The 24,510-nt window shown below is 66.3% G+C and carries 18 protein-coding genes; 7 read left to right on the forward strand and 11 right to left on the reverse strand.

Annotation, left to right across the window (positions count from 1 at the left end):
* Positions 1-6 precede the first annotated feature (6 nt).
* The 4 genes from WM2015_RS16370 to WM2015_RS09710 all read left to right on the forward strand — a co-directional run bounded on the left by WM2015_RS16370 (position 7) and on the right by WM2015_RS09710 (position 6,859).
* A complete protein-coding gene (locus WM2015_RS16370) occupies positions 7-651 on the forward strand; it encodes a TetR/AcrR family transcriptional regulator (protein ID WP_049725854.1) in 645 nt (214 codons plus the stop codon).
* Positions 648-3,092, forward strand: a complete 2,445-nt coding sequence (locus WM2015_RS09700; protein ID WP_169751141.1) for an acyl-CoA dehydrogenase — start codon at positions 648-650, stop codon at positions 3,090-3,092. Before WM2015_RS16370 ends, WM2015_RS09700 begins: the two co-directional genes overlap by 4 nt.
* 87 nt (positions 3,093-3,179) lie before the next feature.
* Positions 3,180-5,549 carry a 3-hydroxyacyl-CoA dehydrogenase/enoyl-CoA hydratase family protein gene (locus WM2015_RS09705; protein ID WP_049725855.1) on the forward strand — a complete coding sequence of 790 codons (2,370 nt, stop codon included), beginning with the start codon at positions 3,180-3,182 and terminating at the stop codon, positions 5,547-5,549.
* Between the two features lie 131 nt (positions 5,550-5,680).
* Positions 5,681-6,859: an acetyl-CoA C-acyltransferase gene (locus tag WM2015_RS09710; protein WP_245609755.1), complete on the forward strand. Its 1,179-nt coding sequence runs from the start codon at positions 5,681-5,683 to the stop codon at positions 6,857-6,859.
* A gap of 154 nt (positions 6,860-7,013) precedes the next feature.
* On the opposite strand, the gene WM2015_RS09715 is transcribed toward WM2015_RS09710, so the two are convergent.
* The 3 genes from WM2015_RS09715 to WM2015_RS09725 form a co-directional block, all read right to left on the reverse strand.
* Positions 7,014-8,564 carry a PH domain-containing protein gene (locus tag WM2015_RS09715; protein WP_169751142.1) on the reverse strand — a complete coding sequence of 517 codons (1,551 nt, stop codon included), beginning with the start codon at positions 8,562-8,564 and terminating at the stop codon, positions 7,014-7,016.
* Complete coding sequence (locus WM2015_RS09720) at positions 8,557-9,135, reverse strand: PH domain-containing protein (RefSeq protein ID WP_049725858.1); 579 nt, start codon at positions 9,133-9,135, stop codon at positions 8,557-8,559. The genes WM2015_RS09715 and WM2015_RS09720 overlap by 8 nt, the downstream gene beginning before the upstream one ends.
* A gap of 81 nt (positions 9,136-9,216) precedes the next feature.
* Positions 9,217-10,284 carry a phosphotransferase family protein gene (locus tag WM2015_RS09725; RefSeq protein ID WP_049725859.1) on the reverse strand — a complete coding sequence of 356 codons (1,068 nt, stop codon included), beginning with the start codon at positions 10,282-10,284 and terminating at the stop codon, positions 9,217-9,219.
* 21 nt (positions 10,285-10,305) lie between these two features.
* Between WM2015_RS09725 and WM2015_RS09730 the strand changes: the two genes are divergently transcribed.
* Positions 10,306-12,849, forward strand: a complete 2,544-nt coding sequence (locus WM2015_RS09730) for a serine/threonine-protein kinase (RefSeq protein ID WP_049725860.1) — start codon at positions 10,306-10,308, stop codon at positions 12,847-12,849.
* Positions 12,850-12,854: 5 nt separating this feature from the next.
* Here the strand turns inward: WM2015_RS09730 and WM2015_RS09735 are convergent, their stop codons facing one another.
* Entirely contained in the window at positions 12,855-13,418 is a 564-nt protein-coding gene (locus WM2015_RS09735; RefSeq protein WP_049725861.1) for an ECF-type sigma factor, read from the reverse strand.
* 130 nt (positions 13,419-13,548) lie between these two features.
* On the opposite strand from WM2015_RS09735, the gene WM2015_RS09740 reads away from it, so the two are divergent.
* Positions 13,549-14,241 (forward strand): hypothetical protein, encoded by a 693-nt coding sequence (locus tag WM2015_RS09740; RefSeq protein WP_049725862.1) that lies wholly within the window; start codon positions 13,549-13,551, stop codon positions 14,239-14,241.
* Positions 14,242-14,263: 22 nt separating this feature from the next.
* Here WM2015_RS09740 and WM2015_RS09745 read toward each other — a convergent pair whose 3' ends face one another.
* Positions 14,264-15,475 (reverse strand): acyl-CoA dehydrogenase family protein, encoded by a 1,212-nt coding sequence (locus WM2015_RS09745; RefSeq protein ID WP_049725863.1) that lies wholly within the window; start codon positions 15,473-15,475, stop codon positions 14,264-14,266.
* Between the two features lie 17 nt (positions 15,476-15,492).
* Positions 15,493-17,451 carry a CASTOR/POLLUX-related putative ion channel gene (locus WM2015_RS09750; protein ID WP_049725864.1) on the reverse strand — a complete coding sequence of 653 codons (1,959 nt, stop codon included), beginning with the start codon at positions 17,449-17,451 and terminating at the stop codon, positions 15,493-15,495.
* A 75-nt stretch (positions 17,452-17,526) separates the two neighbouring features.
* Between WM2015_RS09750 and WM2015_RS09755 the strand changes: the two genes are divergently transcribed.
* The gene (locus WM2015_RS09755; RefSeq protein WP_049725865.1) at positions 17,527-18,402 is read left to right on the forward strand and encodes an acyl-CoA thioesterase; all 876 of its coding nucleotides are present in this window, start codon (positions 17,527-17,529) and stop codon (positions 18,400-18,402) included.
* 85 nt (positions 18,403-18,487) lie between these two features.
* Here the strand turns inward: WM2015_RS09755 and WM2015_RS09760 are convergent, their stop codons facing one another.
* From WM2015_RS09760 to WM2015_RS09780, 5 genes are all read right to left on the reverse strand, one after another.
* Positions 18,488-19,126: a hypothetical protein gene (locus WM2015_RS09760; protein WP_049725866.1), complete on the reverse strand. Its 639-nt coding sequence runs from the start codon at positions 19,124-19,126 to the stop codon at positions 18,488-18,490.
* A gap of 19 nt (positions 19,127-19,145) precedes the next feature.
* Complete coding sequence (gene typA, locus WM2015_RS09765) at positions 19,146-20,951, reverse strand: translational GTPase TypA (RefSeq protein ID WP_049725867.1); 1,806 nt, start codon at positions 20,949-20,951, stop codon at positions 19,146-19,148.
* An 82-nt stretch (positions 20,952-21,033) separates the two neighbouring features.
* A complete protein-coding gene (locus WM2015_RS09770; protein WP_049725868.1) occupies positions 21,034-22,221 on the reverse strand; it encodes a heme biosynthesis HemY N-terminal domain-containing protein in 1,188 nt (395 codons plus the stop codon).
* Positions 22,218-23,399 (reverse strand): uroporphyrinogen-III C-methyltransferase, encoded by a 1,182-nt coding sequence (locus WM2015_RS09775; protein WP_169751143.1) that lies wholly within the window; start codon positions 23,397-23,399, stop codon positions 22,218-22,220. Before WM2015_RS09775 ends, WM2015_RS09770 begins: the two co-directional genes overlap by 4 nt.
* A gap of 104 nt (positions 23,400-23,503) precedes the next feature.
* Complete coding sequence (locus tag WM2015_RS09780) at positions 23,504-24,259, reverse strand: uroporphyrinogen-III synthase (protein WP_049725870.1); 756 nt, start codon at positions 24,257-24,259, stop codon at positions 23,504-23,506.
* Positions 24,260-24,510: the final 251 nt, after the last annotated feature.

Below are 24,510 nucleotides of genomic sequence, written 5' to 3' on the forward strand. Positions count from 1 at the left end.
GTTTGAGTGAAAGAAGCCCCGAACACCTGTGATCGACTCCTGGACGCGGCCGAACGCCTGTTCGCCGAGGCCGGCTTTCACGCCACTTCCCTGCGCCAGATCACCCAGGCGGCCGGCGTCAATCTGGCGGCCGTCAACTACCACTTCGGTTCCAAGCAGGCGCTGATCGTCGCCGTGTTCAGACGTCGCCTCGATGCCCTGAACGCCGCCCGCCTGGCTCGCCTCGACGAAGCGCTGAACACCGCCTCGGACGACACCCTCGAAGCGGTGCTCGATGCCTTCGTGACCCCGGCCATGGCCTGGACGCACGGTCGTGCCGAGGAAGGGCACCGCTTCATGCGCATCCTGATGCGCGCCTTCGCCGATCAGGACGAGCAGCTGCATCGGGATCTGAGCGCCGAATATGCGCACGTCATGCGGCGCTTCGCCGAGGCGATCGCCCGCGCCCTGCCCGATGCCGCGCCGGACACGATCCGCCGCCAGCTCGATTTCATTGTCGGTGCCCTGACGCACACCATGGCAGAGTCCCGACTCCAGGACGGACCGGCGATCGCCGCCGATCTCGTTCGCTTCGCCGCCGCAGGACTGCGCGGCAGCATCCAGACCCACCCCAAAATCGCATCACAACGCCCGATGGAGATCGTTCGATGAATATCCTCTCCGTAGTACTGCTGTTCGCCGGCCTCGGCCTGCTGGCCTACCTGCGCCTGCCCCTGTGGTTGGCTGCGCTGGCCTCGCTGATCGCCGCCGTGGCGGTCGTCACCGCAACGCCCCTGGCCTGGCCCGTCGACGTGATCTTCTCGGTCACGGCCGCCGCCCTGGTCTTCATGGCCCTCAAGCCGCTGCGCCGGAACCTCCTCTCGCGCCCCCTGTTCAACTGGTTCAAGACCGTGCTTCCGGCCATGTCCGACACGGAAAAGGAAGCCCTGGACGCCGGTACGGTCTGGTGGGATGCCGAACTGTTCTCGGGGCGGCCGAAGTGGAAGACCCTGTTCGACATGCCCAAGCCGACCCTGACCGAGGAAGAGCAGGCCTTCGTCGACGGGCCCGTCGAGGAGCTCTGCAAGATGCTCGACGACTGGAAGATCAACCGTGAACTCAAGGATCTGCCGCCGGAAGTCTGGCAGTTCATCCGCGAGAAGCGCTTCCTGAGCATGATCATCCCGAAGGAATACGGCGGCCTGGACTTCACGGCCCAGGGCAACGCGGCCGTGGTCACCAAGCTGTCGACCCGCAGCCTGACCGCCGCCGTCTCGGTGATGGTGCCGAACTCCCTCGGCCCGGGCGAGCTGCTGATGCACTTCGGCACCGACGCCCAGAAGAAGCACTACCTGCCGCGCCTGGCGCGGGGCGAAGACATCCCCTGCTTCGCGCTGACCTCACCGCAGGCCGGTTCGGATGCGGCCTCCATGCCGGATGAAGGCATCGTCTGCAAACGCACGATCGACGGCAAGGAAGTGCTGGGCCTGAGCGTCTCCTGGGACAAGCGCTACATCACCCTGGCCCCCGTCGCCACGGTGCTGGGCCTGGCCTTCAAGACCCGTGATCCGGACGGCCTGCTCGGCGGCAAGGAACACCTGGGCATCACCTGCGCGCTGATCCCGACCTCCACCCCGGGCGTCGAGATCGGCAACCGCCACCTGCCCGGCGGCAGCCTGTTCATGAACGGCCCGACCCGCGGCAAGGACGTGTTCATCCCGATGGACTGGGTGATCGGTGGCCAGGAGCGCATCGGTCAGGGCTGGCGCATGCTGATGCACTGCCTCGCGGCCGGACGCGCCATTTCCCTGCCGGCGCAGAGCGTGGCCGGCGGCAAGGTCGCCTCCATGCTGACCGGCGCCTATGCACGCATCCGCTACCAGTTCAAGCAGCCGATCGGCTACTTCGAAGGCATCGAAGAGCCGTTGGCCCGTATCGGTGCCGAGGCCTATCGAATGGAAGCCGCGCACAAGCTGACCCTGTCGGCCCTCGACCGCGGCGACAAGCCGGTCGTGCTGTCGGCCATCCTCAAGGCCTATCTGACCGAAGCGAATCGCAAGGTCGTCAACGACGCCATGGACGTGCACGGCGGCAAGGCCGTCGTCGAAGGCCCGAACAACTACCTGTCTCTGGGCTATCAGGCCCTGCCCGTTTCGATCACCGTCGAGGGCGCCAACATCCTGACCCGCTCGATGATCGTCTTCGGCCAGGGCGCGATCCGCTGCCACCCCTACCTGCTCAAGGAAATGCTGGCGGCCCAGGACGATGACCTGGCTGCCTTCGATGACGCCCTGTGGCGCCACGTCGGCTACCTGATCTCCAACGGCGTTCGCGCGCCGATCCTGGGCCTGACCGGCGGGCTGGTCAGCCCGAGCCCGGTGTCCGGACCCACCGCCCGGGACTTCCGCCGTATCAACCGCCTCTGCTCGGCCTTCACCCTGACCGCCGATCTCGCCCTGCTGATCCTCGGCGGCAAGTTCAAGTTCGCCGAGAAGCTGTCGGGTCGCTTTGCCGATGCCCTGGCCCATCTGTACATGGCCTCGGCCACCCTGCGCCGCTTCGAGGACGACGGTCGCCCGAGCGAGGATCTGCCGCTGGTCCGCTACGCCGTCGACGACAGCCTGCACCAGGTCGAAGAAGCTCTGCACGGGGTCTACCGCAACTTCCCGATGCCGGGCCTGGGCCCGATCCTGAAGTGGCTGTGCTTCCCGACCGGCCGCCGCCACGCGCGCTCGGACGATCGCACCGGTCACCGCATCGCTCGCCTGCTGCTGGAGAAGTCGGCCAGCCGCGACCGCCTGATCCATGGTGCCTTCATGTCCGACGTCGAAGATGGCACGGGCCTGGTGCTGAAGGCCTTCGATGCGGTGCTCAAGGCCGAGCCGGCCGAGCATGCGCTGCGCAACGCGCTCAAGCAGGTCCCCAGCCCCTCGAACATCGACGCCCTGTGCAGCAAGGCGCTGGCGGCAGGCGTCATCACCGAAGAGCAGGCCGAAGACCTCAAGAATGCCCAGGCCCTGAGTGCCCGCGTCATTGCCGTCGACGAGTTCACGCCGGCCGAGCTGCAGGGCAGCCAGAGCGAGGCGCCGCCGGCCCTGGCCGAGGCCAGCTGAGCCGTTTCCCCGATACACGCCCCCGGCCGCCAGCGAGCGGCCGGGGGCCGACGATTCCACCAATCAATCAACCAAACGAGACGATTCATGACTGATCACAAGCTACGAGTCCGCCGTGCGGCGGTTCTGGGCTCCGGCGTGATGGGCGCCCAGATCGCCGCGCACCTGACCGCCGCCGGCATTCCCGTCGACCTGTACGACCTGCCCTCCGACGACAAGCAGCGCAGCAAGATCGCCGCGGGCGGCATCCAGAACCTGCTCAAGCTCAAGCCGGCACCGCTGGCGAGCAAGGAGCTGGCCGAATTCATCACGCCGCGCAACTTCGAGGACGATCTCGACCAGCTCCAGCAGTGCGACTTCATCATCGAAGCCATCGTCGAACGCATGGACATCAAGAAGTCGCTCTACGAGAAGATCGGCCCGCATATCCACGCCGACGCCTTCTTCGTCACCAACACCTCCGGCCTGTCGATCACCGAGCTGGCCGGCGTGGTGCCGGCAGCCCTGAAGGATCGCTTCTGCGGCGTGCACTTCTTCAATCCGCCGCGCTACATGCACCTCGTCGAGCTGATTCCCCACGCCGGCACGAACGCCGAGACCCTGGACCTGCTCGAAGACTTCCTGACCCGCAATCTCGGCAAGGGCGTGGTCCGCGCACGCGACACGGCGAACTTCATCGCCAACCGCGTCGGGGTGTTCACCATGTGGTCGACCATGCATCACGCCCAGCGCCTCGGCCTGGGCTTCGATACCGTCGATGCCCTGACCGGGCCAGCCATCGGCCGCCCGAAGAGCGCCACCTTCCGCCTCGCCGACGTCGTCGGTCTGGACACGATGGCCAACGTCATCAAGACCATGGATTCGAAGCTGGCCGACGACCCCTGGCACGGCTACTACCAGGCCCCGAGCTGGCTGAGTCAGCTGATCGAGGCGGGCGCCCTGGGCCAGAAGGCCGGCGCCGGCGTGTTCCGCAAAGAAGGCAGGGAAATCAAGGTGTTCGACCCGGAATCTGGAGGCTATCGCAGCACCGATTACAGTCTGCCGGACAGCATTCAGGCCATCCTCCAGATCAGAAACCCGGCCGAGAAGCTGGCCGAGCTGGCCAAGTGCGAAACGCCAGAAGCGGAGTTCCTCTGGGCCATCCACCGCGATCTGTTCCACTACTGCGCCTATCACCTGGCGGAGATCGCCGACTCCGCCCGTGAAATCGACCTGGCCATGCGCTGGGGCTACGGCTGGAAGCTCGGCCCCTTCGAACAGTGGCAGGGTGCCGGCTGGAAGGCCGTCGCCGAACTGATCCAGGCCGACATCGAGTCAGGCAAGACCGGCGTCGATGCGCCCCTGCCCGCCTGGGTCGGCCAGATCGAGGCGGCCCACGGCGCCGACGGCTCCTATGCCGCCGACCAGAGCAGCTACAGCCCGCGTCCGGATCTCGAGGTCTACCAGCGCCAGTACCAGCCGGTGCGCCTGCTCGGTGAGAAGCAGGACCACGGCACGACCGTGCTCGAGACCGACGGTATCCGCCTGTGGACGATGAGCGACGACGTGCTGATCGCCAGCCTGAAGACCAAGATGGGCGTCATCGACGACAGCGCCGTCGAAGGCCTGAACGCGGCCGTCGACAAGGCCGAAAGCGAGTTCGACGGCCTGGTCCTCTGGCAGCCGGCAGGCCCCTTCTCCGCCGGCGCCAACCTGAAGGCCGCCGCCGAAGCCATCCAGCGCGGTGACCTCGACAGCGTGCGCAATCTGGTGGCCGGCTTCCAGGCCGTCAACCTGCGCCTGCGCTACTCCGCCGTGCCGACCGTCGCCGCCGTTCGCGGCCTGGCCCTCGGGGGCGGGCTGGAGCTGGCGATGCACGCCGCGCGACGCGTCGCCCACCTGGAAAGCTACATGGGTCTGGTCGAAGCCGGCGTCGGCCTGCTGCCGGCCGGCGGTGGCCTGGCCACCCTGGCCATGCAGATCCAGGCCGACACGGCCGCGGGCGACAGCTACCCGCTGCTCGAAAAGCGCTACAAGCAGGTGGCGATGGGTCAGGTCTCCGGATCCGCGATGGAGGCCCGGGAGATGGGCTACCTGCGCCCCGAAGACACGATCGTCCTGCACGAGCACGAGCTGCTGCACGCGGCGCACGGTGAAGTCCGCGCCATGGTCGCGGCCGGCTATCGACCGGCCATGGCGGGCGCGCGAATCAAGGCCGCCGGCGACGTCGGCATCGCCACGCTGAAGATGCTGCTGGTCAACATGCTCGAGGGGCACTTCATCTCCGAGCACGACTTCGAGATCGGCAGCCGCATCGCCACCGTCATCTGCGGCGGCGAAATCGATCGCGGCACGCCGGTGACCGAAGAATGGATCCACGGCCTCGAGCGCGAGCACTTCCTCGAGCTCTGCACGATGCCGAAGACCCAGGAGCGGATCGCTCACATGCTCAAGACCGGCAAGCCGCTGCGCAATTGACGGAGTTGAACCATCGATGACACCACGAAGGCACGAAGGGCACGAAGAAATGCCTTTGAATCAGAGCCTTTCTTCGTGAACTTCGTGTCCTTCGTGGTGAACAGACTTGAGTCTTATTCAGGAAAATGACCATGAATGATGCATACGTAGTTGCCGCCGTTCGTACGCCCGTCGCGCGTGCCTTCAAGGGCGGTTTCAGAAATTACCGGCCGGACGATCTGCTGGCCCACGCCCTCTCCGAGGCGATGAAGGAAGTGCCGGAGCTGGATCCGGCTCGCGTCGAGGACGTGATCGTCGGCTGCGCCATGCCGGAAGCCGAACAGGGCATGAACGTCGCCCGCATCGGCGCCCTGCTCGCCGGCCTGCCCGACAGCGTGCCGGGCGTGACCGTCAACCGCTTCTGCTCTTCGGGCCTGCAGACGATCGCCATGGCCGCCGATCGGATTCGCCTCGGCGAGGCCGACGTGATGATCGCCGCCGGCACCGAGTCGATGACCATGATCCCGATGATGGGGCACAAGGTGGCGATGAACCCGCGCACCTTCACCGACGACAACGTCGCCATCGCCTACGGCATGGGCATCACCGCCGAAAAGGTCGCCCAGGAATGGAAGGTCAGCCGCGAGGATCAGGACCAGTTCGCCTACCGCTCGCACCAGAAGGCGATCGCCGCCATCGACGGCGGAGAATTCACGGAGATCCGCCCCGTGACCGTCACCAGCCGGGTCCCCGGCCCCGACGGCACCATCCAGGAGCGTCAGTTCACCGTCGAGCAGGACGAAGGCCCGCGCCGCGACACCACGCCGGAGGTCCTCGGCAAACTGCGCACGGTCTTCGATGCCAAGGGCACGGTCACGGCTGGCACGAGCTCGCAGATGTCCGACGGCGCCGCCGCCCTGGTGCTGGTCTCGGAGAAGGTCCTCAAGGAACTGAACCTCAAGCCCCTGGCCGTGTTCCGCGGCTTCTCGGTGGCCGGAGTTCGGCCGGAAGTCATGGGCATCGGCCCGATCGAAGCGATCCCGAAGGTGCTCAAGCAGACCGGCATCGCCAAACAGGATCTGGACTGGATCGAGCTGAACGAAGCCTTTGCCGCCCAGGCCCTGGCCGTGATGCGCACGATCGAACTGGATCCGGACAAGGTCAACCCCCTGGGCGGCGCCATCGCCCTCGGCCACCCGCTGGGTGCGACCGGTGCCGTGCTGGCCGCCAAGATGATCCACGGCCTGCACCGCCGCGATCAGAAATACGGCATGGTCACCATGTGCATCGGCACCGGCATGGGTGCTGCCGGGATCTTCGAGCGGGTCTGACACACGAAAGCATCAAGATCCTTGGATCGCAAAGCAGCGAAGCAGCAAAGAGAACAAGATCAACGGCATAGCTGGACAGGCTCGAGAAGAACGCCAGGAGAGAAGCGGTTCTTTCCTGGCGTTCCTTGCCGCCTGGCGTAAGGCGCTCTGTGACTCAGACTCGATGGAGCGCCGCCGTTTCCGCTGAATGGATCGCCTGGTTCGCCAGGCGGACCGCTTCATCGACGGGCAGATAGGGCACGGTGACCAGGCCCTGGGGCAGCACCAGCACCAGATTGGCCAGACCATGGCGGCGTTGATAGGGGCTCTGGCGAAGCTGCACCTGCTGGACCCGGTCGAGGTCGAAGACGTCGAAGTGGTGCCCCAGAAAGCCCTCCCGAATCCACAGCTGGCGTCCGTCCAGCGACCACCCCCACTGCTTCCAGCGCAGGTGAATCGCCGCCAGCATCAGCAACAGCGCGATGAGGACCATGCTCACGAACAGCGCGCCGGGCTCCTTGAACCAGACCAGTGCACCGAGCACAGCGAACACCAGGCCCGCCGTCCGGCGCCAGAAGATCTGTCGGAATCTTGCATCGATGCCCTGCTGCCGCTCGGGAAAGTGCCAGCCGGGCACCAGGGCCCCGATCAGACCCAGATCCTCCTCGTTCAGACCCGGCACGATGAAGCTCTTCTTCTTGCCCGGCATTTCCTGCTCGACGCTGCTGGTCTGCCGGACCACGATGTGCCAGCAGCTCAGCAGACGGCCCAGGCCGGACTGCTTGAGCGTCAGACCGGTGATCTTCTCGCGCTTGACCGTCTGCTCCTGGCGATTCAGAAGGCCACCGACGCCAACGAGGCGGTCCTCGAGGTCGCTCAGCCGAAAATCATGGAACCGGATGATGGAGAGCAGGCCGGAAAGGAGCAGCAGAAAGCCCAGGCCGAAAACGACCAGGGCCCCGAGCAGTAGCCACAGCGATTGGAAGACGCTGGCGTCGATCAGATCGAGCCAGCCCTGCCGATCGGCCCAAGCGCCGAACTGCTCGGAGAAAGTGCCGAAGAACCAGGCCGCAAGGCCTGCCAGCAGCCAGATCTGGTTGCTGCTCAAGCCATGCCGGAACAGGCGCCAGGTCGAAGCCTCGTAAAGGCGGTCCCCGCCGGACGGGTCGGCTGGCACCTGCGCTTGCTCGGCAGCCACATCGACCGGCCTCGTCTGGCTCGCCTGCACTCTTCGGAGCCCGACAATGTGATCGCGCATCTGTTCGGCCAGGCGGCGCGGGATCCCGGGCAGCTCGACTTCGGCCTCCTGCCCGCCTGGCGTTTCCAGGGTGAAGCGCACCAGCTCGAAGGGCTTGAAATAGAACGGCTGATTGATCTGGACGGACTGGACCCGCGCAAAGCGGACCCGTAGCTCCTTCTTTTCCAGCAGGCCGCGACGCACCCGGACCGCATCGTCCTCGATCCGGAACCGGAAGCGACGGTGAAAGATCATCGTCCCGACCAGCCCCATCAGACCGAGCCCGCAGGCGATGAGCAGGGCCTCGCGCAGGCTGATCCAGTCGAACACGGCCACGCCGAAACCGGCACCCGCGAACATGAACAGGTTCTCGCGGACGAACTTCTGAACCGCGGTCAGCAGCAGAAACACCAGCGCCATCGGCGCCAGCCGATGCCAGTCGGCCGACACGTCAGGCTCGACGGACAGCGACGAATCGTCCTCAGCCATGCGCATCGTCCGACGCGGTTTCCGGTCCGGCGCTGGAGTCTGCCGGCTCATCATCGCGAATCTGTTCCAGCAGGTATTGCCGGACCTGCCCGGCGGTCGCAGAAGTGAGGCCCTCGACGACCAGGTCGGCGGATTGCCCGCCGGCGGTGAAGCACTTGACCCGCATCAGATCGAACCAGCGCTCGACCGGACCGGACAGGGTTTCCACGTGCTGGATACGCGCGAAGGGCAGGATCACCTGCCTCCTCCAGATCACGCCCGACTGGTACACGAGGTCGTGCTCTCGAAGCGCCCAGCCGCGATGGCGAGCATCGAGGCGCGCATGCAGCAGCGACAGGAGCAGGATGATGGCGCCCCCGGCGAGCGGATACTTCGAGACGCTGATGTCGACGAATGGCAACAAGGGCGACACCAGGGCCACCAGCAGGAAGACGCCCCAGAACGCCAGGGTCGTGGCGACCTTGTGCCGGAGGTAGGCCGGGACGACGGGGTTCAGATCGGCGTCACGGTAATCCGGCAGGGACTCGGGCGCCACCGGCTCGTTACTGAAGTGTTCGATGCTCTCGGTCATCGCGTTTCCAAGGCTCCTTCGACGCTGGACGATGCTTGCTCAAGGATAGTCAGGCCGACTCCTCGAAACCAGTGTCGTTGGTCACTGGCGCTTGATGATGCGGCCGCAGCGCCAGAGCAGGTAGTTGGCGGCCTTCCAGAAGCCCTTGAACGCCGGATTGCGGGTCTGGCCATGGTGATAGCGGTAGTAGATCTGCTGCACGATCGCCGCCAGCCGGAACAGGCCGTAGACCTCGTAGAAGGCCCAGTTGTCGGGCCTGAAGCCCATGCGATCGCAATAGTAATCAACGACTTCGCGACGAGTCATCATGCCCGGGATATGCGTCGGCTGACGGCGGAATCCCTTCAGAAAGCGATCATCATCGGCCTGCACCCAGTAGGCCAGGGAATTGCCCAGATCCATCAGCGGATCGCCCAGGGTCGCCAGCTCCCAATCCAGCACGCCGATGATCTCGAGAGGATCTTCCGCCGAGAGCACGATGTTGTCGAAGCGATAGTCACCGTGAATGACCCGGATGCCGACCTCCTCGGGGACGTTGGCATCGAGCCAGCGCATCACCTTTTCGCCCTTGAACACGTTCCAGGTGCGTGCCCGGCGGAACCGTTCGGACCAGCCATCGATCTGACGACGGTTGTAGCCCTCGCCCTTGCCCAGAGAGGCCAGTCCGGCGGCTTCCACGTCGACCGAATGCAGCTCGATCAGCCCATCGATCGCACGGCGGCAAAGCGTGGCGGCCTGCTCGGTGCTCAGCTCCAGACCCGGCGGCAGGTTGGCCCGAAGGATGATGCCCTCGATGCGCTCCATGACGTAGAAGTCGCAGCCGATCACCGAATCGTCGGTGCACAGGGCCACCATGGCGGGCACCTTCGGATAGACCGGCTTCAGCGCCTTCTGGACGTCGTGCTCTCGCACCATGTTGTGCGCGGACTTCGCCTTGGTGCCGGGTGGCGGCCGGCGCAGGATCAGGTCCCGATCGGCATAGCGCAGACGGTAGGTCAGATTGGAAGCACCCTTGGAGAACTGCTCGACCTCGGGCGTACCCTCCAGGCCGGCGACGCGTGCCTTCAGCCAGGCATCCACGGCCTGAACGTCGAATCGGTCTTCATCGCGCAAGTGACGCGGCTGGTCGATCAGCGACTTGGACGACATTGTTGGTAGACTTCGCGATGCATGAGCAGCGAGCATACCAAGTCGGAATCGACATCGCGCGACGCCGAATCCACCTATCGCCGGGCCAAGCGGATTGCCATGGAGGCGCTGGAGCATCCGGCGGCCGAACGCCGCTCGCTGGCGCAGGCCCGGTGCGCCGGCGACGCCGAGCTCTGGGAGGAAGTGGAATGGCTTCTCGAGGCCGCTGAAGACGACAGCGACGACGAGGCGCCGGAGCGTTTCCAGGCCGCCGCTCGGCAGGTGGTCAAGGAAGTCTCCCTGAAGGTTCCCCTGCCGCGCGATTACCGCCTGATCCAGCGCCTGGCCGAAGGCGGCAGCGGCGCCGTCTACCTGGCCGAGCGCATCGACGGGGATCTGCGCCAACCGGTGGCCTTCAAGCTGCTGCAGCTGACCTCGGCGCCGGACGATGCCCTGGCCCGCCGCTTCGCCACCGAACGCCAGATTCTCTCGCGCCTGAATCATCCCAACATCGCCGGCCTGATCGACGGCGGCCTGACTTCGGAAGGCCGGCCGTTCCTGGCCACGGAATTCGTCGATGGCCAGGCGATCGACGACTGGTGCGCGCAGCGTGACCTCGACACCGGGCAGCGAATCCGGCTTTTCCTGAAGGTGCTCGCCGCCGTCGACCACGCCCATCGGCACATGGTGATCCACCGCGACCTCAAACCCGGCAACATCCTGGTCAACGCCGAAGGGGAGCCGAAGCTGCTGGATTTCGGCATCGCGCATCTCCTCGACGCGTCGGACAACGGCAATGACGAGGAGGCCGCCGAGACCGACGCCGCCAGCATGACGCTCGCCTACGCCAGCCCCGAGCAGCTCAGGGGCCAGGGTCTCAATGCGGGCACGGACGTCTACTCACTCGGCGTCGTGCTCTACGAGTTGATCAGCGGCCAGGGGCCCTTCGACGCGACGGAATCGGCGCAGGCCCTGCATGATGCCATCCTGGGCGCGCCGATCCTGCCGCCGTCGAAACAGCCGCAGGCCCGCCTCCCCGTCGCCTGGCGCGGTGACCTCGACGCGATCGTCCTCAAGGCGCTCGAACGCGACCCGGCCGAGCGCTATTCCTCGGTGCGGGAACTGGCCGAGGATCTGGAGCGATTGCTTGCCCACCGACCCGTGTCCGCTCGGCCCGGCCATGTGCTGCATCGAAGCCGACTCTACGTGCGTCGCCATCGCTTCGGCCTGGCGGTGGCCGGCGTGCTGCTGAGCATGGTGGTCGCCTTCGTGATCGATCGCGAGGGCCAGCTGCAACGCATCGCCTGGGAGCGTGACCGCGCCGAGGCGGTGACGGAGTTCCTCAGCGAGCTGTTCGCCGGTGCCGACTCCCTGCCCTCGCGCGGCAACGAAGTGACCGTGCGCGAGATTCTCGACCTGGGCGCTCGACAACTGGAAGGCGAGGACAGCGTCAACCCGGCCTTCACCGGCTCGATCCATCTGGCCCTGGGCAGCGCCTACAATGCCTTGGGCCTCGGCGAGCAGGCCTTGCCCCTGCTCCGCCAGGCCGATGACAGCCTGGCGGCCGGTGCCAGTCTGCCCGAACAGGCCCTGATCCAGAGCCAGGTCGCCGCCGCCCTGGACTCCAGCGGGCGCGCCATCGAGGCGATCGCGGCCGATCAACGCGCCATCGAGCTCTACCAGCAGGTCCAGCCCCCCCAGCCCGAACAGATACTGCGCCTGCGGATCCGCCAGCTTCGAAACCATGCAAACGTCCTCGACGTGCCCCTGGCACAGACCATCGAGGACCTCGAGAACATCGTGGAGACGATCGTCGAGACCATCGTCGAGACCATCGAAGGATCCACCGCAGGCCTCTCCGGGGTAGAGAATGCGGAGCAGGCCGAGCTGCTGTTCGATGCCCGCTCCGCCCTGGTCGGCGCCTACGTGATCGCCGGCGATGCGGCCCGGGCCATGGCCACCGCCGAGCTCACCCGCGCCCTGGCCGAGCGCCTCTGGGACGAGGACGATCCGCGCCGGCTGCGCGGGCGATTCGTATTCGTCACCGCCTTGATGCTCCAGGATCCGGAACGCGCCATCGAGGACTACGTGTCCCTGATCGCGGACCATGAACGACTGATCGGGCCCGGCCAGCGCCTGGCCAATACCATCGGCAATCTCGGCGTTGCCCTGTCACGCATGGGGCGCAACCAGGAGGCCATCGCGGCCTTCGAACGATCGGCGGCCATGATCGAAGCGGTCGCCGACCGGGATCACTATCTCTACCGCCTGTCCATTTCCAACCTGGCGGCACTGCAGCTGCGTGAGGGGCGACCGGAGCAGGCCGAAGCCCTGATCCGTGGCGTGCTGGACGACCTGGCCCGACGCGCCGAACAGACCGGTGGCATCGAGGCGGTCTATCACGCCAGCGCGCTGGACATCCTCGGGACGGCCCTGAGTCTGCAGGGCCGTTTCATGGAGGCGGCGGAGGTCTACACGGAAGCCCTGGCCATCCTCGAAGGCGATTCGAGCGGTCGCCGTGGTGAGCTGATGGGCGCCATCGGCCGGCGCTTGAGCGAAGTCCAGCGACTGCTCGAGTCCGATTGAGTCGTTCAGGCCAGCTTGCGCTTCAGCCAGGCTCGCGCCATCCGCCATTCGCGCACGACCGTACGCTCGGAAATCTCCAGGGTCTCGGCCGTATCGGGAACGCTCAGGCCGGCGAAGTAGCGTAATTCCACGATGCTCGCCTGACGCGGGTCGACCTCGGCCAGCTGCTCGAGCACCTGGTCCAGCGCGATGAGGTCGGTGCCGAATTCCTCACCCAATTCGTCGGTTTCCAGGGCCACCCGCCCCTGGCCTTCCGGGCGTTTGGCCGCCGAGCGGCGCCGTGCGTAGTCGACGAGCACGCGGCGCATCACGGTCGAGGCGACCAGCAGGAACTGGCGGCGATTCTCCCAGCTGTGGTAGTCCTGATCGGCCAGACGAAGGTAGGCCTCATTGATCAGGGCGGTGGCCTGAAGCGTGTGATCGCGACCCTGGCTGGCCAACTGACGGCCAGCCAAAGCGCGCAACTCCTGGTAGACCATCGGCAGCATGTCGTACAGGCCTTCCGCGTCTTCCGTATCGCTGTAACGCTTCAGGAGCTGGGTGACGTCGCTGATCTTATCGGAACTCATTGAAATTCATATGGTTGGCTGCAGGATCTCGATTCTTGGTACCGGCGAGAAGCAAGGCCCGAAACGAAGCAAGAGATTACACCAGATCATCATTTCACTTCGTCGACGCTTGCCGCTAGAATAGGGAGTGATGGGGACATACGATACGGGCCAATCTGAACGACGCGCCACGCCGGCTTCGGCGGGGTGGCACGTCGCGCGCTGGTCGCTTGGCCTGCTGCTGAGCGGCTGCTCGCTGTTGGCCTGGTCGGCAGCACCCTGCCCCTCGGCCGGCAACGCGGCAATCGAGATCAATCTGGCCGAGGCCACCGATCGACCCGACGATGCCCTGAGCTGTTCATCCCACGGTCTGGCTGACTTGAGCCTCAACCTGATCGCCGGCGAAACGCGTCGCATATTGCTTGAGCTCGAGCAGGCCGCTTACGTCAAGGGCATCTATCATCTCGAACTCCGAAATGCCGATGATCAAGGCGTGGACTGGGCCTCGATCACGCCGAGTGCCGGCGAGCTCATGCGAGGTCGCTCCGGTCGACTGGCGCTGGACATCAGCACGCCCCCGGGTTCCATCCTGCCCGCGACCCATGCACTGGAACTCTTCGTCCTGCTGCACAATGGCGAGCAGCGCTGGTCGATGACGCTGCCGATCGAAGTCCGTGTGGATGAAGAACAACCCCTGTTCCGCAACCGCTTCGAGATCGACCCGGTGATCGGCCAGTTCAGCCAGAACGATTCGAGCCCGGCCCAGCACAAGCAAGTCGGTCGAGCACGGCCGAGCCCGACCGGTGAACACCGCCGCACGAGCTGGATCGGCCCCGCCGACTGAGCGCCGGCGAGACGCTGCCCGCTCAGGCGTCGCGATACTTCGCCAATTCCATCCTCGCAATCAGGCCCCGATGGACCTCGTCCGGCCCATCGGCCAGGCGCAGCGCACGCGCCGCCGTCCAGGCAGCCGCCAGTGGCAGATCTTCCGAGAGTCCGGCCCCGCCATGCAGCTGCATCGCCATGTCCACCACATCCTGCGCCATCGATGGCACGGCCACCTTGATCTGCGAGATTTCGCTCATGGATCGGGCCACGCCCTTGTGATCGAGGCACCAGGCGGCTTTCAGCACCAGCAGGCGCGCCTGCTCGATCGCGATTCGAGCCTGGGCGATGCGCTCGGCGTTGCCGCCGAGCTTGGCCAACGGTCGCCCGAAGGCGGTGCGTGACAGGGCGCGCTTGCAGGCCAGCTCCAGCGCCAGTTCCGCCAGGCCGATCAGACGCATGCAGTGATGAATCCGGCCCGGGCCCAGGCGCCCCTGGGCGATCTCGAAGCCACGACCGGGCCCGGCGATGATGGCGCTGGCGGGGAGGCGCACTTCGTCGAAGCTCACCTCGCCATGGCCGTAGGGCGCGTCCAGCATGCCCATGGCCGTCAGCATGCGCTCGACCTTCACGCCCGGCGTGTCGAGGGGAACGAGAACCATCGAGTGTCGCTGGTGACGATCCGCCTCGGGATCCGTCAGGCCCATGAAGATCACGACCCGGCAGTTCGGGTGGCCGATGCCCGTCGACCACCACTTGCGCCCGTTCAGAACCACCTCATCACCTTCGATCCGGGCCGTGGCCTGCATGTTCGTTGCGTCCGACGAGGCGACGTCGGGTTCGGTCATGCAGAACGCCGAGCGAATCTCGCCGGCCAGCAGGGGCTTCAGCCACTGCGCCTTCTGGGCTTCACTGCCGTAGTGATAGAGCACTTCCATATTGCCGGTGTCGGGGGCGTTGCAATTGAACACCTCGGGCGCGATCAGCGAGCGCCCCATCTGCTCGGCGAGCGGCGCGTAGTCCAGATTGCTCAGCCCCTGGCCCAGCTCCGCGTCCGGCAGAAACAGGTTCCAGAGCCCGGCCTCGCGCGCCTCGGCCTTCAGCTCGCGGATCACGGGCAGTTCCTGCCAGGGATCGGCCAGTTCGGCCATCGCGGCCTTCCACTCGATCTCTGCGGGCAGCACCCGTTTGTGCAGAAAGGCGCCCAGCTGGCGACGAAGTTCCTGGGCACGTTCGGTCGGAGTCAGGTCCATGCAGCGTTCCTTTTCATTCAATGCGTTCCGTTCGAGATCCCGGGCCTGAGCAAGCACAGGCGGACGGGCAGATCCAGATCGACGCTCAGATCGGGCGTCGGATTGAGACACAGGCCTTCACCGCGCTGACGGGCCGTCAGATCGATGCCCAGTAGCAGGCCTCCGCGAGCTGCCACGGCCTGCTCGATCTGACCCACGCTCTGGGAACCGGTCAGCCCGAAGTCCCGTGGCGCCAGAAAGGCGATTTCGGGGCCGTCGGGCCCGAAGAGTGCCTCGAAGATCAGGCCAAGGGCCGGCTGCAGGGCAATCCGGGCCAGCAGGTGACTGATCAACAAGGGGCTGATCAGAGTCTCGGTCCGTATGCCTTGCACCAGGCCTTCGTTGGCCGAGTCGGCCAATTCGACCAGCACCTGCGGACGTTCCGCCCGGCGCTCGAGAAGTCGCTCGACCAGGCGCTGCCCGACGATCGAGCGGGCATCGGCCTCCTCCTCGCTTCCCAGTCGGTCACTGGACAGCAGCAGCACCGTATCGAAGCGGCCGGGATCGAAGCTCTCCAGCACACCGGACAGCAGAAAATCGGCCTCGTGCTGGCGGAGTTCCACCGGCGCCGGGCCATCGAAATAGCGTTCGAGATCCCGCAGCCTCGCGTCCAGCGGGCTGGATGACAGCAGATCGACCTCGAAGGCCTGCCCGGGGTGCGCCGCCAGTTCGGCCAGCAGGCGGGGAACGCGTTGATTCCAGCCGAGGATCAGCAGGCGATGGGGCGCGCCTGCTCGTGGCCGTACACCGACCGAAATCTGCCGCGCTGCCGACACGCGCCGACGACGACGATGCTGGGTCACATCGATCGCTTCCGGATCCTGGGCGAGCCAGATCAGCTGATCCCCCGACTGGAGGCGGGTCGAGGATGGCGGCAGCAGCGTGACACGCGCAGCCGGGCCTTCGCCCTGGACCAGGCCGAGAAGCAGCGCCTGTCCGCCAAGGCTCGCCAACTCCTGCAGGCTCGCACCGGCCAGGCTGTCGGCCCGCGCCAGCATCAACTCGTTGCCCGCCAGACCACTGAGCAATTCACGGCAGAGCCGCGACAGGCCCGGATGGAGCATGGTCTGCACCATGATGCGCGAGATCGTCTGGTCCGAGGCCACCAGTTCCAGCGGTCCGCGATAGGCGTTGCGTGCCATCTCGGCGCGCCGGGCATCCTGAAGTTCCGCGACAACCAGAGGCCTTGCAAGGCCCTGCTGGTCCGCGCCCGCGTCCATCGACAGGAGCGCGCGAATGGTCTCGACGTCGACATCCAACAGCCCCGTTCGACGTCCGAAGCCGGTCGGCATGATAACCATCGAGGCGTTCAGACAGCCCGCTCGATGGATCGCCTCCTCTTCCAGCGCGGAACCATCCCGGAGAATCACGTCCCGCGCCCGCGGCCCGATCCAGGGATCGGATCTCAGCACCTGCCCCTGCTCGGCGGACACGTCTTCGGTCAGGATCACCGCCTGGAAGCGACGGCGGCCGAAAGTGAGCCGGAAGCGTCGCCGGGACCGCTGCGTTCCGATCAACTCGCGCAGCAGCGGCACCGTCCGGTTCGTCCAACCGACGATCACGGCGTGCCCGCGCAGCGATACGGGGGTCAGACCGCGCTCGAACTCGCGCATCCGTCCGATCAGCCACTGGGTCATGATCGCGACCAGAGCCCCGAGAAACACCACGTAGCCGCTCAGGGTCAGAAAGGTCGAGACGATCCGTCGCCAGGCACCCTCATCGTCACCGAGGTAGCCGGGGTCGGTCAGGCGCAGGAAGGCCCACCAGATCGATTCGCTCAAGCCATCCTCGTGGCCGCTCCAATGCACGGCAATCCCGCCCGCCAGGGAAATCAGACCGATCGCGGCTGCCACGATCAGCAACTGGAATCCCGCGCCCTTGACGAACTGGCGCTCCAGCAGGAAGGTCAGTCGATCGATCAGCGGCAGCTTGATCATGGTGGTTTCGATCCGTTCATCGCGAGGCCCGTGCGCCTATAATAACGGCGGTTTGCATTCTCGCCCCAACGCCCCATGAACCCCGACCTGAAGGCCGTCATCGACCTGCTGTCGCTCGAGCGGATCGAAGACCTGATCTTCCGCGGCGAAAGCCATGACATCGGCGCCCCGCAGGTATTCGGTGGGCAGATCCTGGGACAGGCACTGAGTGCCGCGAGCCAGACCGTCGATGGCGCATCGCCGCACTCACTGCACGCGTATTTCCTGCGTCGCGGCGACTTCAACCAGCCCGTGGTCTACCAGGTCGAACGTTCGCGGGACGGACGCAGCTACGCCAGTCGACGGGTGGTGGCCGTCCAGCATGGTCGTCCGATCCTCAGTCTGGCGGCCTCGTTCCACCGCCCGGAATCCGGCTTCGAGCACCAGGACGAGATGCCGCAGGTGCCCGGTCCAGAGGGCCTGAGTTCCAGCATCGACATCCATGCCTCGATCATCGATCGGGTCCCCGAGAAGATGCGCCGCCTGCTGGCCCACCGGCCTCCCTTCGAATTCCGTCCGGTCGAAGCACCGAAGTTCATCGAACCTCGCGCCAGGCCGGCGCGAAAACACGTCTGGATGCGCGCCTGGGACCCGTTGCCGGACGACGAGGAACTGCACTGGAAGCTGCTGGCCTACGTCTCGGATTACGAACTGCTCGGCACGTCCACTCTGCCCCATGACCTCGACTTCAGCGCCCGCGCGGTGCAGATGGCCAGCATCGACCATGCGCTGTGGTTCCATCGGCCCTTTCGGGTCGACGAGTGGCTGTTGTTCGCGTTCGACAGCCCGTCCGCCCACGAGGGACGAGGCTTCTCCAGGGGTCAGATCTTCAGCACCGATGGACGTCTCGTCGCCTCGAGCGCACAGGAAGGCGTGATTCGCCCGTGGAACCCGCCGCCCCCTGAATCTTGATGCGTCGTTTCGCTGCGCATTTCATCAGCGCGGGTAGGCCGAAGAGCGGTAGGACCTCGCTTCAGCACTGACGCGACCAGCCCCGCTAGGATCGATCGCGACCGGAGTGCCTGGCGCCGGCCGTGAGGCGATCGGCCAGGACCGCCAGCACGTGGGACAGGCCAAGGCAGGCCAGGGTCACCAGAGCGGCAAGAAAGGCGACGCCGGTGAACATCGCCAGCCAGGCCCAGAGGCTGCCGTGGAAGGTTTCGGAGCCGAAGCCGTAGGCGAACAGCATCAGCAGCCAGCCCAGGGCGATCGCTGCCAGCGCGAAGACGAGCTTGCGGCCCAGACGAGGCGCTGCCGCTGGGCGTCGTCGCAGCAGACGCCAGAGTTCACCGAGCCCCCACAGCAACAGCGCCGCCAGGCCCCAGAGCTTGAGCGCCACGGGCATGATGAGCGTTTCGTTCAGCTCGATGGATTCGGCGCTATCGGGCGCCGCCGCCGATGCATCCGAGGCTGGCGGAGGACCCAGCCACGGTTCGAGCCAGGGTTCCAGCGCCGCAAACAGGGCGGCGGCCGAATCCTGGAAGTTCGTCAGCAGCAGGGCCAGGACCATCAGCAGATAGAAGGTCCAGACCGTGAACATCGGCACCAGCACCAACCAGCGAAGATAGCCGAGACCCAGGCTCAGCAGGACGCCTATCAGGCCTGGGTCACGAGTTGCCTCCACGCTTCGGAGCATCGGGCCTCGGGCTGCCGGATCAGGCGCTGCGCTCGGCGCGCTTGCGCTCGTGCTCCTTGAGCAGGCGCTTGCGAAGGCGGATCTTCTCCGGCGTGACTTCGAGCAACTCGTCGTCGGCCAGGAATTCCAGGGCCTGCTCCAGGCTCATGCGGATCGGCGGCGTCAACAGCAGCGCGTCATCCTTGCCCGCAGCGCGGATGTTGGTCAGCTGCTTCTTCTTCAACGGATTGACGACGAGGTCGTTCTCGCGGCTGTGCAGGCCGATGATCATGCCTTCGTAGACGTCTTCACCGGCACCGACGAAGAGCTTGCCGCGATCCTGGAGGTTGAACAGGGAATAGGCCACGGTCGTGCCCTGATCCATGCTGATGAGCGTGCCATTGATACGCGCCGCGATCCGCTCGGTGGCCGGTCCCCAGTGATCGAAGACGCGGAAGAACAATCCGGTTCCCGCGGTCATCGTCCGGTAGCTGGACTGAAAGCCGATCAGGCCACGGGCCGGCGCGATGTAATCGAGACGGACCCGACCCTTGCCGTCGGGCACCATGTCCTTGAGCTGAGCCTTGCGCTCGCCCATCGCCTGCATGACCGCCCCCTGGTACTCCTCCTCCATGTCGAGCACCACCGATTCCCAGGGCTCGAGCATTTCGCCATCGACCTCGCGCTTGCGCACGCGCGGGCGCGAGACGGCCAGCTCGTAACCTTCGCGGCGCATGGTCTCGATCAGGACGGAAAGATGGAGCTCGCCGCGACCGGACACCTCGAACTGATCGGGGTCGGACGTGTCGGCGACCTGCAGGGCCACATTGTGGCTGGCCTCCTGGTAGAGGCGCGCACGAATCTGCCGGCTGGTCAGGAACTTGCCCTCGCGCCCGGCAAAGGGCGAATCGTTGACCTGGAAGGTCATGTGAATCGTCGGCTCATCGACGCTCAACGGCGGCAGTGCCTCGGGATGGGCGGGATCACAGAGCGTGTCCGAGATGCCGATGTTCTCGATGCCCGAAATGCCGATGATGTCGCCGGCGCCGGCCTCGGGAATTTCTTCGCGCTTCAGACCGCTGAAACCGAGCACCTGCAGGACCCGGCCGGAGCGACGCTTGCCCTCTCGGTCGATCACGGCCACCGGCTGGTTGGTCTTGACCCGGCCGCGACGGATGCGGCCGATGCCGATCAGACCGACGTAGGTGGAATAGCTCAGGCTGGTGACCTGCATCTGGAAGGGACCATCGGGGTCGACCGGCGGTTCGGGCACGTGTTCGACCAGGGCCTCGAACAGGGGCGTCAGGTCACCGCCGCGGACCGATTCATCGAGTCCCGCATAGCCATTGAGCCCCGAAGCGTAAAGCACGGGAAAGTCGAGCTGCTCGTCGGTCGCACCGAGCTTGTCGAACAGATCGAAGGTCTGGTTCAGGACCCAATCCGGGCGCGCCCCCGGGCGGTCGATCTTGTTGATCACCACGATCGGTCGAAAGCCCATGGCAAAGGCCTTCTGGGTCACGAATCGCGTCTGCGGCATGGGGCCGTCGACCGCGTCGACGAGCAGCAGCACGGAGTCGACCATCGACAGGACGCGCTCGACCTCGCCACCGAAATCGGCGTGGCCCGGGGTATCGACGATGTTGATGCGCCAGTCGTTCCAGGTGATCGCCGTGTTCTTGGCCAGGATGGTGATGCCGCGCTCGCGTTCCTGGTCCTCGGAGTCCATGACTCGTTCGGTCAGACGCTCGTGGGCAGCGAACTCGCCGGACTGGCGCAGCAGCTGGTCGACCAGGGTGGTCTTTCCGTGGTCGACGTGGGCGATGATGGCGATGTTGCGTAGCTTCATGGGTTGACCGATGAGGGCAATAGGGGCAGCCGGCCATTATACGGCCGCGCCGCGCCTGGAAGCGCAACTTGGCGCGAATTCCTCAGCTCGGTGGCGGCAGGGCCTGGACACCGCGCCCCTGCTGCAGACGCAGGGCGTTTCGATAGCACTGGGCCGCCGCTTCCAGGCTGCCCGATCGATCGTGAATCCGGCCGAGCGCGGCGTAGGCGTCGGCATCGGCTTGCTGATCCAGTGATTTCTCCAGGCATTGGCGGGCCTGATCGTACTGGCGGTCCTGCAGGTAGAGAAGCCCGAGGGTCTGCAGCAAGGACGGATGCCTGGGGTGGTCCTTCAGCCAGTGTTCGCAATCGGCGATACGCTGCGCTCGCCCGGCATCGTCGACCTGGGCATACAGACGCAGGGCTTCACGGTCCGGGCCGGCCTTGAGCAATTTTCTCAGGCGGCGTCCGCCGAGTTCGGCATGCCCCAATTCACCGGCGCGGGCGGCATGGGCGAGCACGATCTCGCGCTCCGAGCGCAGCTTGCGGGGCAGACCGCTCCAGGCCGCTTCCAGGGCCTCGACGTCCGAGGTCGCTCTCAATTCCCGACTGGCCGCCAGCGTCGAGAGCTCGTCGACCTTGCTGGCATCGATGATGCCGGCCTTGCGCAGGGCCGGGGTCAGCAGACGAACCTCGCGCCAGCGATCCAGGTCCTGATAGGCCTGCAGCAGCAAGCGAAGCACGCCCGTATGACGGGGCTTCTTCAGATGCAGGGATTCGAGCACCGGTACCGCCTCTTCCAGACGCCCTTCCCCGGTCAGCAGGCGCGCGCGGGCCAGGTCGGTCACGAAGTGCTTGCGCCCGAAGCGACGATCGGCCAGCTGCAGCCAGTGATCCCGAGCCGTCGCGTCGGACTGGCCCTGGGCCGCCCGCGCCGCCGCGAGATAACCGGCCGTCGTGCCTCGATGAGCGAGCGAGCGCGACAGTTCCCGCTCGGCCTTCTGCCAATCGCCTTCCGTGAGGGCGAGCAGGCCATTCTCGAGCTGCCGACGAGCGCGCTGCTCGCGCTGACGGCGCATCAGACGCCCGGGCCAGCGGATCAGGCCCACGACCAGGCTGAGCAGTATCCAGACCAGCACCACCCCGCCCACCAGGACCAGCACGGACATGCGCAGGCGCCATTCACCCACCTCGATGGACACCAGACCCGGATCGGCCAACAGGCGCGGGGCCAGCCAGGCCGTCAGCACCAGGGCGGCCAGGGCCGCGATGATCAGCAGCAGGCGCTTCACAGGGCTTCGATGACGCGTTGCAGCGCCGCCCTGGCCTGACCGAGGTCGCTGGGCACGGCAGGTGCTTCGAGCGCCAGCAGCTCATCCAGTTCGGAACGAACCGGGCCCAGGGGCGCCTGATCGGTGGCGAAGTAACGATCGAGCAGATCGGCCAGTGCACTGAGATGTGGCCTCAGGGCTTCAGCGTCCCGGCGCTCGACGGCCAGCCCGGCCGCGGCCAGATGGAGACGCGCCGCCTCGCGAAGGGCGTCGACCGGCGGCGCGTCGATCAGCTCCTCACCCCGGTGCTCCACTTCGACGAGCTGTCCCAGGGAGCGTGTCACGCTCGACCACCAACCAGACTCCGCCTCGGTTTCACCCGGTTCGGCGCCGCCGGGACCCCCGTCCGCAGGCTGCAGCGTCGGCCAGTCCTCGACCGACGTCGACCAGCGCATGAGGCGCGCGCGTGCGCCGGACCAATCCGGCTCGCTCTGCGAGTCGATTCGATCGATTTCTTCGGCCAGACGCTCGCGGGCCTGATTGAGGCGCGAATCCGGCTGCGCACTCAGTCGTGTCTCCGCCCGGCGATAGGCGAGCAAGGCGGCGGCTCGGTTCTGGCCGGATTCGGCGAGCGCCTGGCCGATCCCCAGTAGCGCGGAGGCTTCGATCAGATCGAGCTTCAAGGCCAGATCACGATCGACGTCGCGCTGTTGATCGCTGCGCTCGCTCAGCTGCTCGGCGAAGCGGGCCATGGAACGCTGCACCTCGGCCTCACGTTCCTGCGCCCGGTCCATCCGCCCTTCGATCTCGCTGAGCCGGGCCGACACGACAGGATCGGATTCGGCGGCAAGCGCTCGGGACTGCTCGATGCGCGCCACGGCATCGGCCAGTCCGCTGCGGATGGCGTCCAGGTCAGCATCGATGCGGGCGGACTCATCGCGGCGCTCACGCTCTGCGGCCGATTGTCCGGAAGCCAGTGTCTCGACGCGTGAGGCGAGTTCGCGTAGCTCCGATTCACCGTCGGCCTCGCTTTTGCCCCACTGCGCTTCGAAGCGGGGCCAGGCCGCCAGTGCCAGCGCGGCAAGCGCCAGCAGGAGCGCCAGCCAGACCAGGACTCCGGAGCGTGAAGAGGATGGCTCGGAACGCCGCGGTTCCGAAGCCTCCGGGGGTGGCTCGACGGCGGCCTCGGGCTCGACCATGGCCTCCGTTTCCTCAGCGATGGGTTCAGGAGATTTCGCGTCTTGTTCGCTCATCTTGGGCAAGGCCAGCGCCTGGATTCGATCAATCCCGAGAGTACCGCAAATCAGCTTTCCGTTGGGCACGAGGCCAGCGCCTCGAGCATGGACGCATCGTCCGCCCCGCGGCTGAGGAATGCTCGAGTGCAACCGAGGACCCGCGCTCGGTCGAGCAGACGGCGGGATGGCAGGACCATGGGCGACTGGCGAAGGCGATCCCATCGCGCTGGCCCCAGGGACTCGCGCAGCCGTTCGAGCGCGGAACCGCTGGCCACCAGGGTGACCAGTTGAGTGGCGTCGTCGATGCACCGCGCCTGGCTCGATTCGAGGGCGACGGGCACGCGCTGGTAGACATCGGCGCGCAGCACCCGCGCGCCACGGTCCGCCAGCGCCTGATCGAGGAGTCGGCGACCGTCCGGGGCCGCCAGGATCAGCCACCGCTGCGCGGCGACCTCCCGAAGACAGGGCAGTCGCAGCATCGCCTCGCTGTCACCGGCACCGGTCGGGGCGAAGACCGGACCCAATCCCAGTTCCTCGGCAAGCGACGCCGTGCCGCCTCCCGGAACGACCAGGGGAATGCCTTCCAGCTCGGTCGGTTCGAGCAGCCGGGCCAGCTGACGCAGACCCTCGCGGCTGGTCACGATCAGCCCATCGACCGGCAGCATCGATCGCAGTGCCGCCCCGGTCTGATCCGGGTCGCTCGGTCCCTCGAGGCGCAGCAAGGGCAGGTGCAGTACCGCCCCCCCCTGCGCCAGGACTCGATCGCACAATCGTCGACCCTCCTCACCGATTCGAGTCACGATCACCAGCGGTTCAGGGTTCATGGACGGTCCAGAGCCAATGTGCAGATACCGATCACGAGCAATCCCTCCAAGAAAAAAAGCCCGCTGAGGCAGCGGGCTTTTTCGGGGGTTTAAGAATCCGGGCGTCTGGCGCAGCCACTCAAAGTGCTGGGGGCTTGCGTGTTGGCGTTGGCAGTAGGGGGACGCACCTCAAATGACTGAGCCGTGGATGACGCCCGGAAAGCAAATCGATTCTTCCCCTTCCGCCTCGCTAACTTGATTAGGACTTTCTC

It is taken from the genome of Wenzhouxiangella marina (assembly GCF_001187785.1).
Classification (GTDB): domain Bacteria; phylum Pseudomonadota; class Gammaproteobacteria; order Xanthomonadales; family Wenzhouxiangellaceae; genus Wenzhouxiangella; species Wenzhouxiangella marina.

Excerpts from the sequence above, each read along its gene's own strand:
- WM2015_RS09700 (WP_169751141.1), top strand. The coding sequence starts at position 648 with ATGAATATCCTCTCCGTAGTACTGCTGTTCGCCGGCCTCGGCCTGCTG.
- WM2015_RS09705 (WP_049725855.1), top strand. The coding sequence starts at position 3,180 with ATGACTGATCACAAGCTACGAGTCCGCCGTGCGGCGGTTCTGGGCTCC.
- WM2015_RS09710 (WP_245609755.1), top strand. The coding sequence starts at position 5,681 with ATGAATGATGCATACGTAGTTGCCGCCGTTCGTACGCCCGTCGCGCGT.
- WM2015_RS09715 (WP_169751142.1), bottom strand. The coding sequence starts at position 8,564 with ATGGCTGAGGACGATTCGTCGCTGTCCGTCGAGCCTGACGTGTCGGCC.
- WM2015_RS09720 (WP_049725858.1), bottom strand. The coding sequence starts at position 9,135 with ATGACCGAGAGCATCGAACACTTCAGTAACGAGCCGGTGGCGCCCGAG.
- WM2015_RS09725 (WP_049725859.1), bottom strand. The coding sequence starts at position 10,284 with ATGTCGTCCAAGTCGCTGATCGACCAGCCGCGTCACTTGCGCGATGAA.
- WM2015_RS09730 (WP_049725860.1), top strand. The coding sequence starts at position 10,306 with ATGAGCAGCGAGCATACCAAGTCGGAATCGACATCGCGCGACGCCGAA.
- WM2015_RS09735 (WP_049725861.1), bottom strand. The coding sequence starts at position 13,418 with ATGAGTTCCGATAAGATCAGCGACGTCACCCAGCTCCTGAAGCGTTAC.
- WM2015_RS09740 (WP_049725862.1), top strand. The coding sequence starts at position 13,549 with ATGGGGACATACGATACGGGCCAATCTGAACGACGCGCCACGCCGGCT.
- WM2015_RS09745 (WP_049725863.1), bottom strand. The coding sequence starts at position 15,475 with ATGGACCTGACTCCGACCGAACGTGCCCAGGAACTTCGTCGCCAGCTG.
- WM2015_RS09750 (WP_049725864.1), bottom strand. The coding sequence starts at position 17,451 with ATGATCAAGCTGCCGCTGATCGATCGACTGACCTTCCTGCTGGAGCGC.
- WM2015_RS09755 (WP_049725865.1), top strand. The coding sequence starts at position 17,527 with ATGAACCCCGACCTGAAGGCCGTCATCGACCTGCTGTCGCTCGAGCGG.
- WM2015_RS09760 (WP_049725866.1), bottom strand. The coding sequence starts at position 19,126 with ATGCTCCGAAGCGTGGAGGCAACTCGTGACCCAGGCCTGATAGGCGTC.
- typA (WP_049725867.1), bottom strand. The coding sequence starts at position 20,951 with ATGAAGCTACGCAACATCGCCATCATCGCCCACGTCGACCACGGAAAG.
- WM2015_RS09775 (WP_169751143.1), bottom strand. The coding sequence starts at position 23,399 with ATGGTCGAGCCCGAGGCCGCCGTCGAGCCACCCCCGGAGGCTTCGGAA.
- WM2015_RS09780 (WP_049725870.1), bottom strand. The coding sequence starts at position 24,259 with ATGAACCCTGAACCGCTGGTGATCGTGACTCGAATCGGTGAGGAGGGT.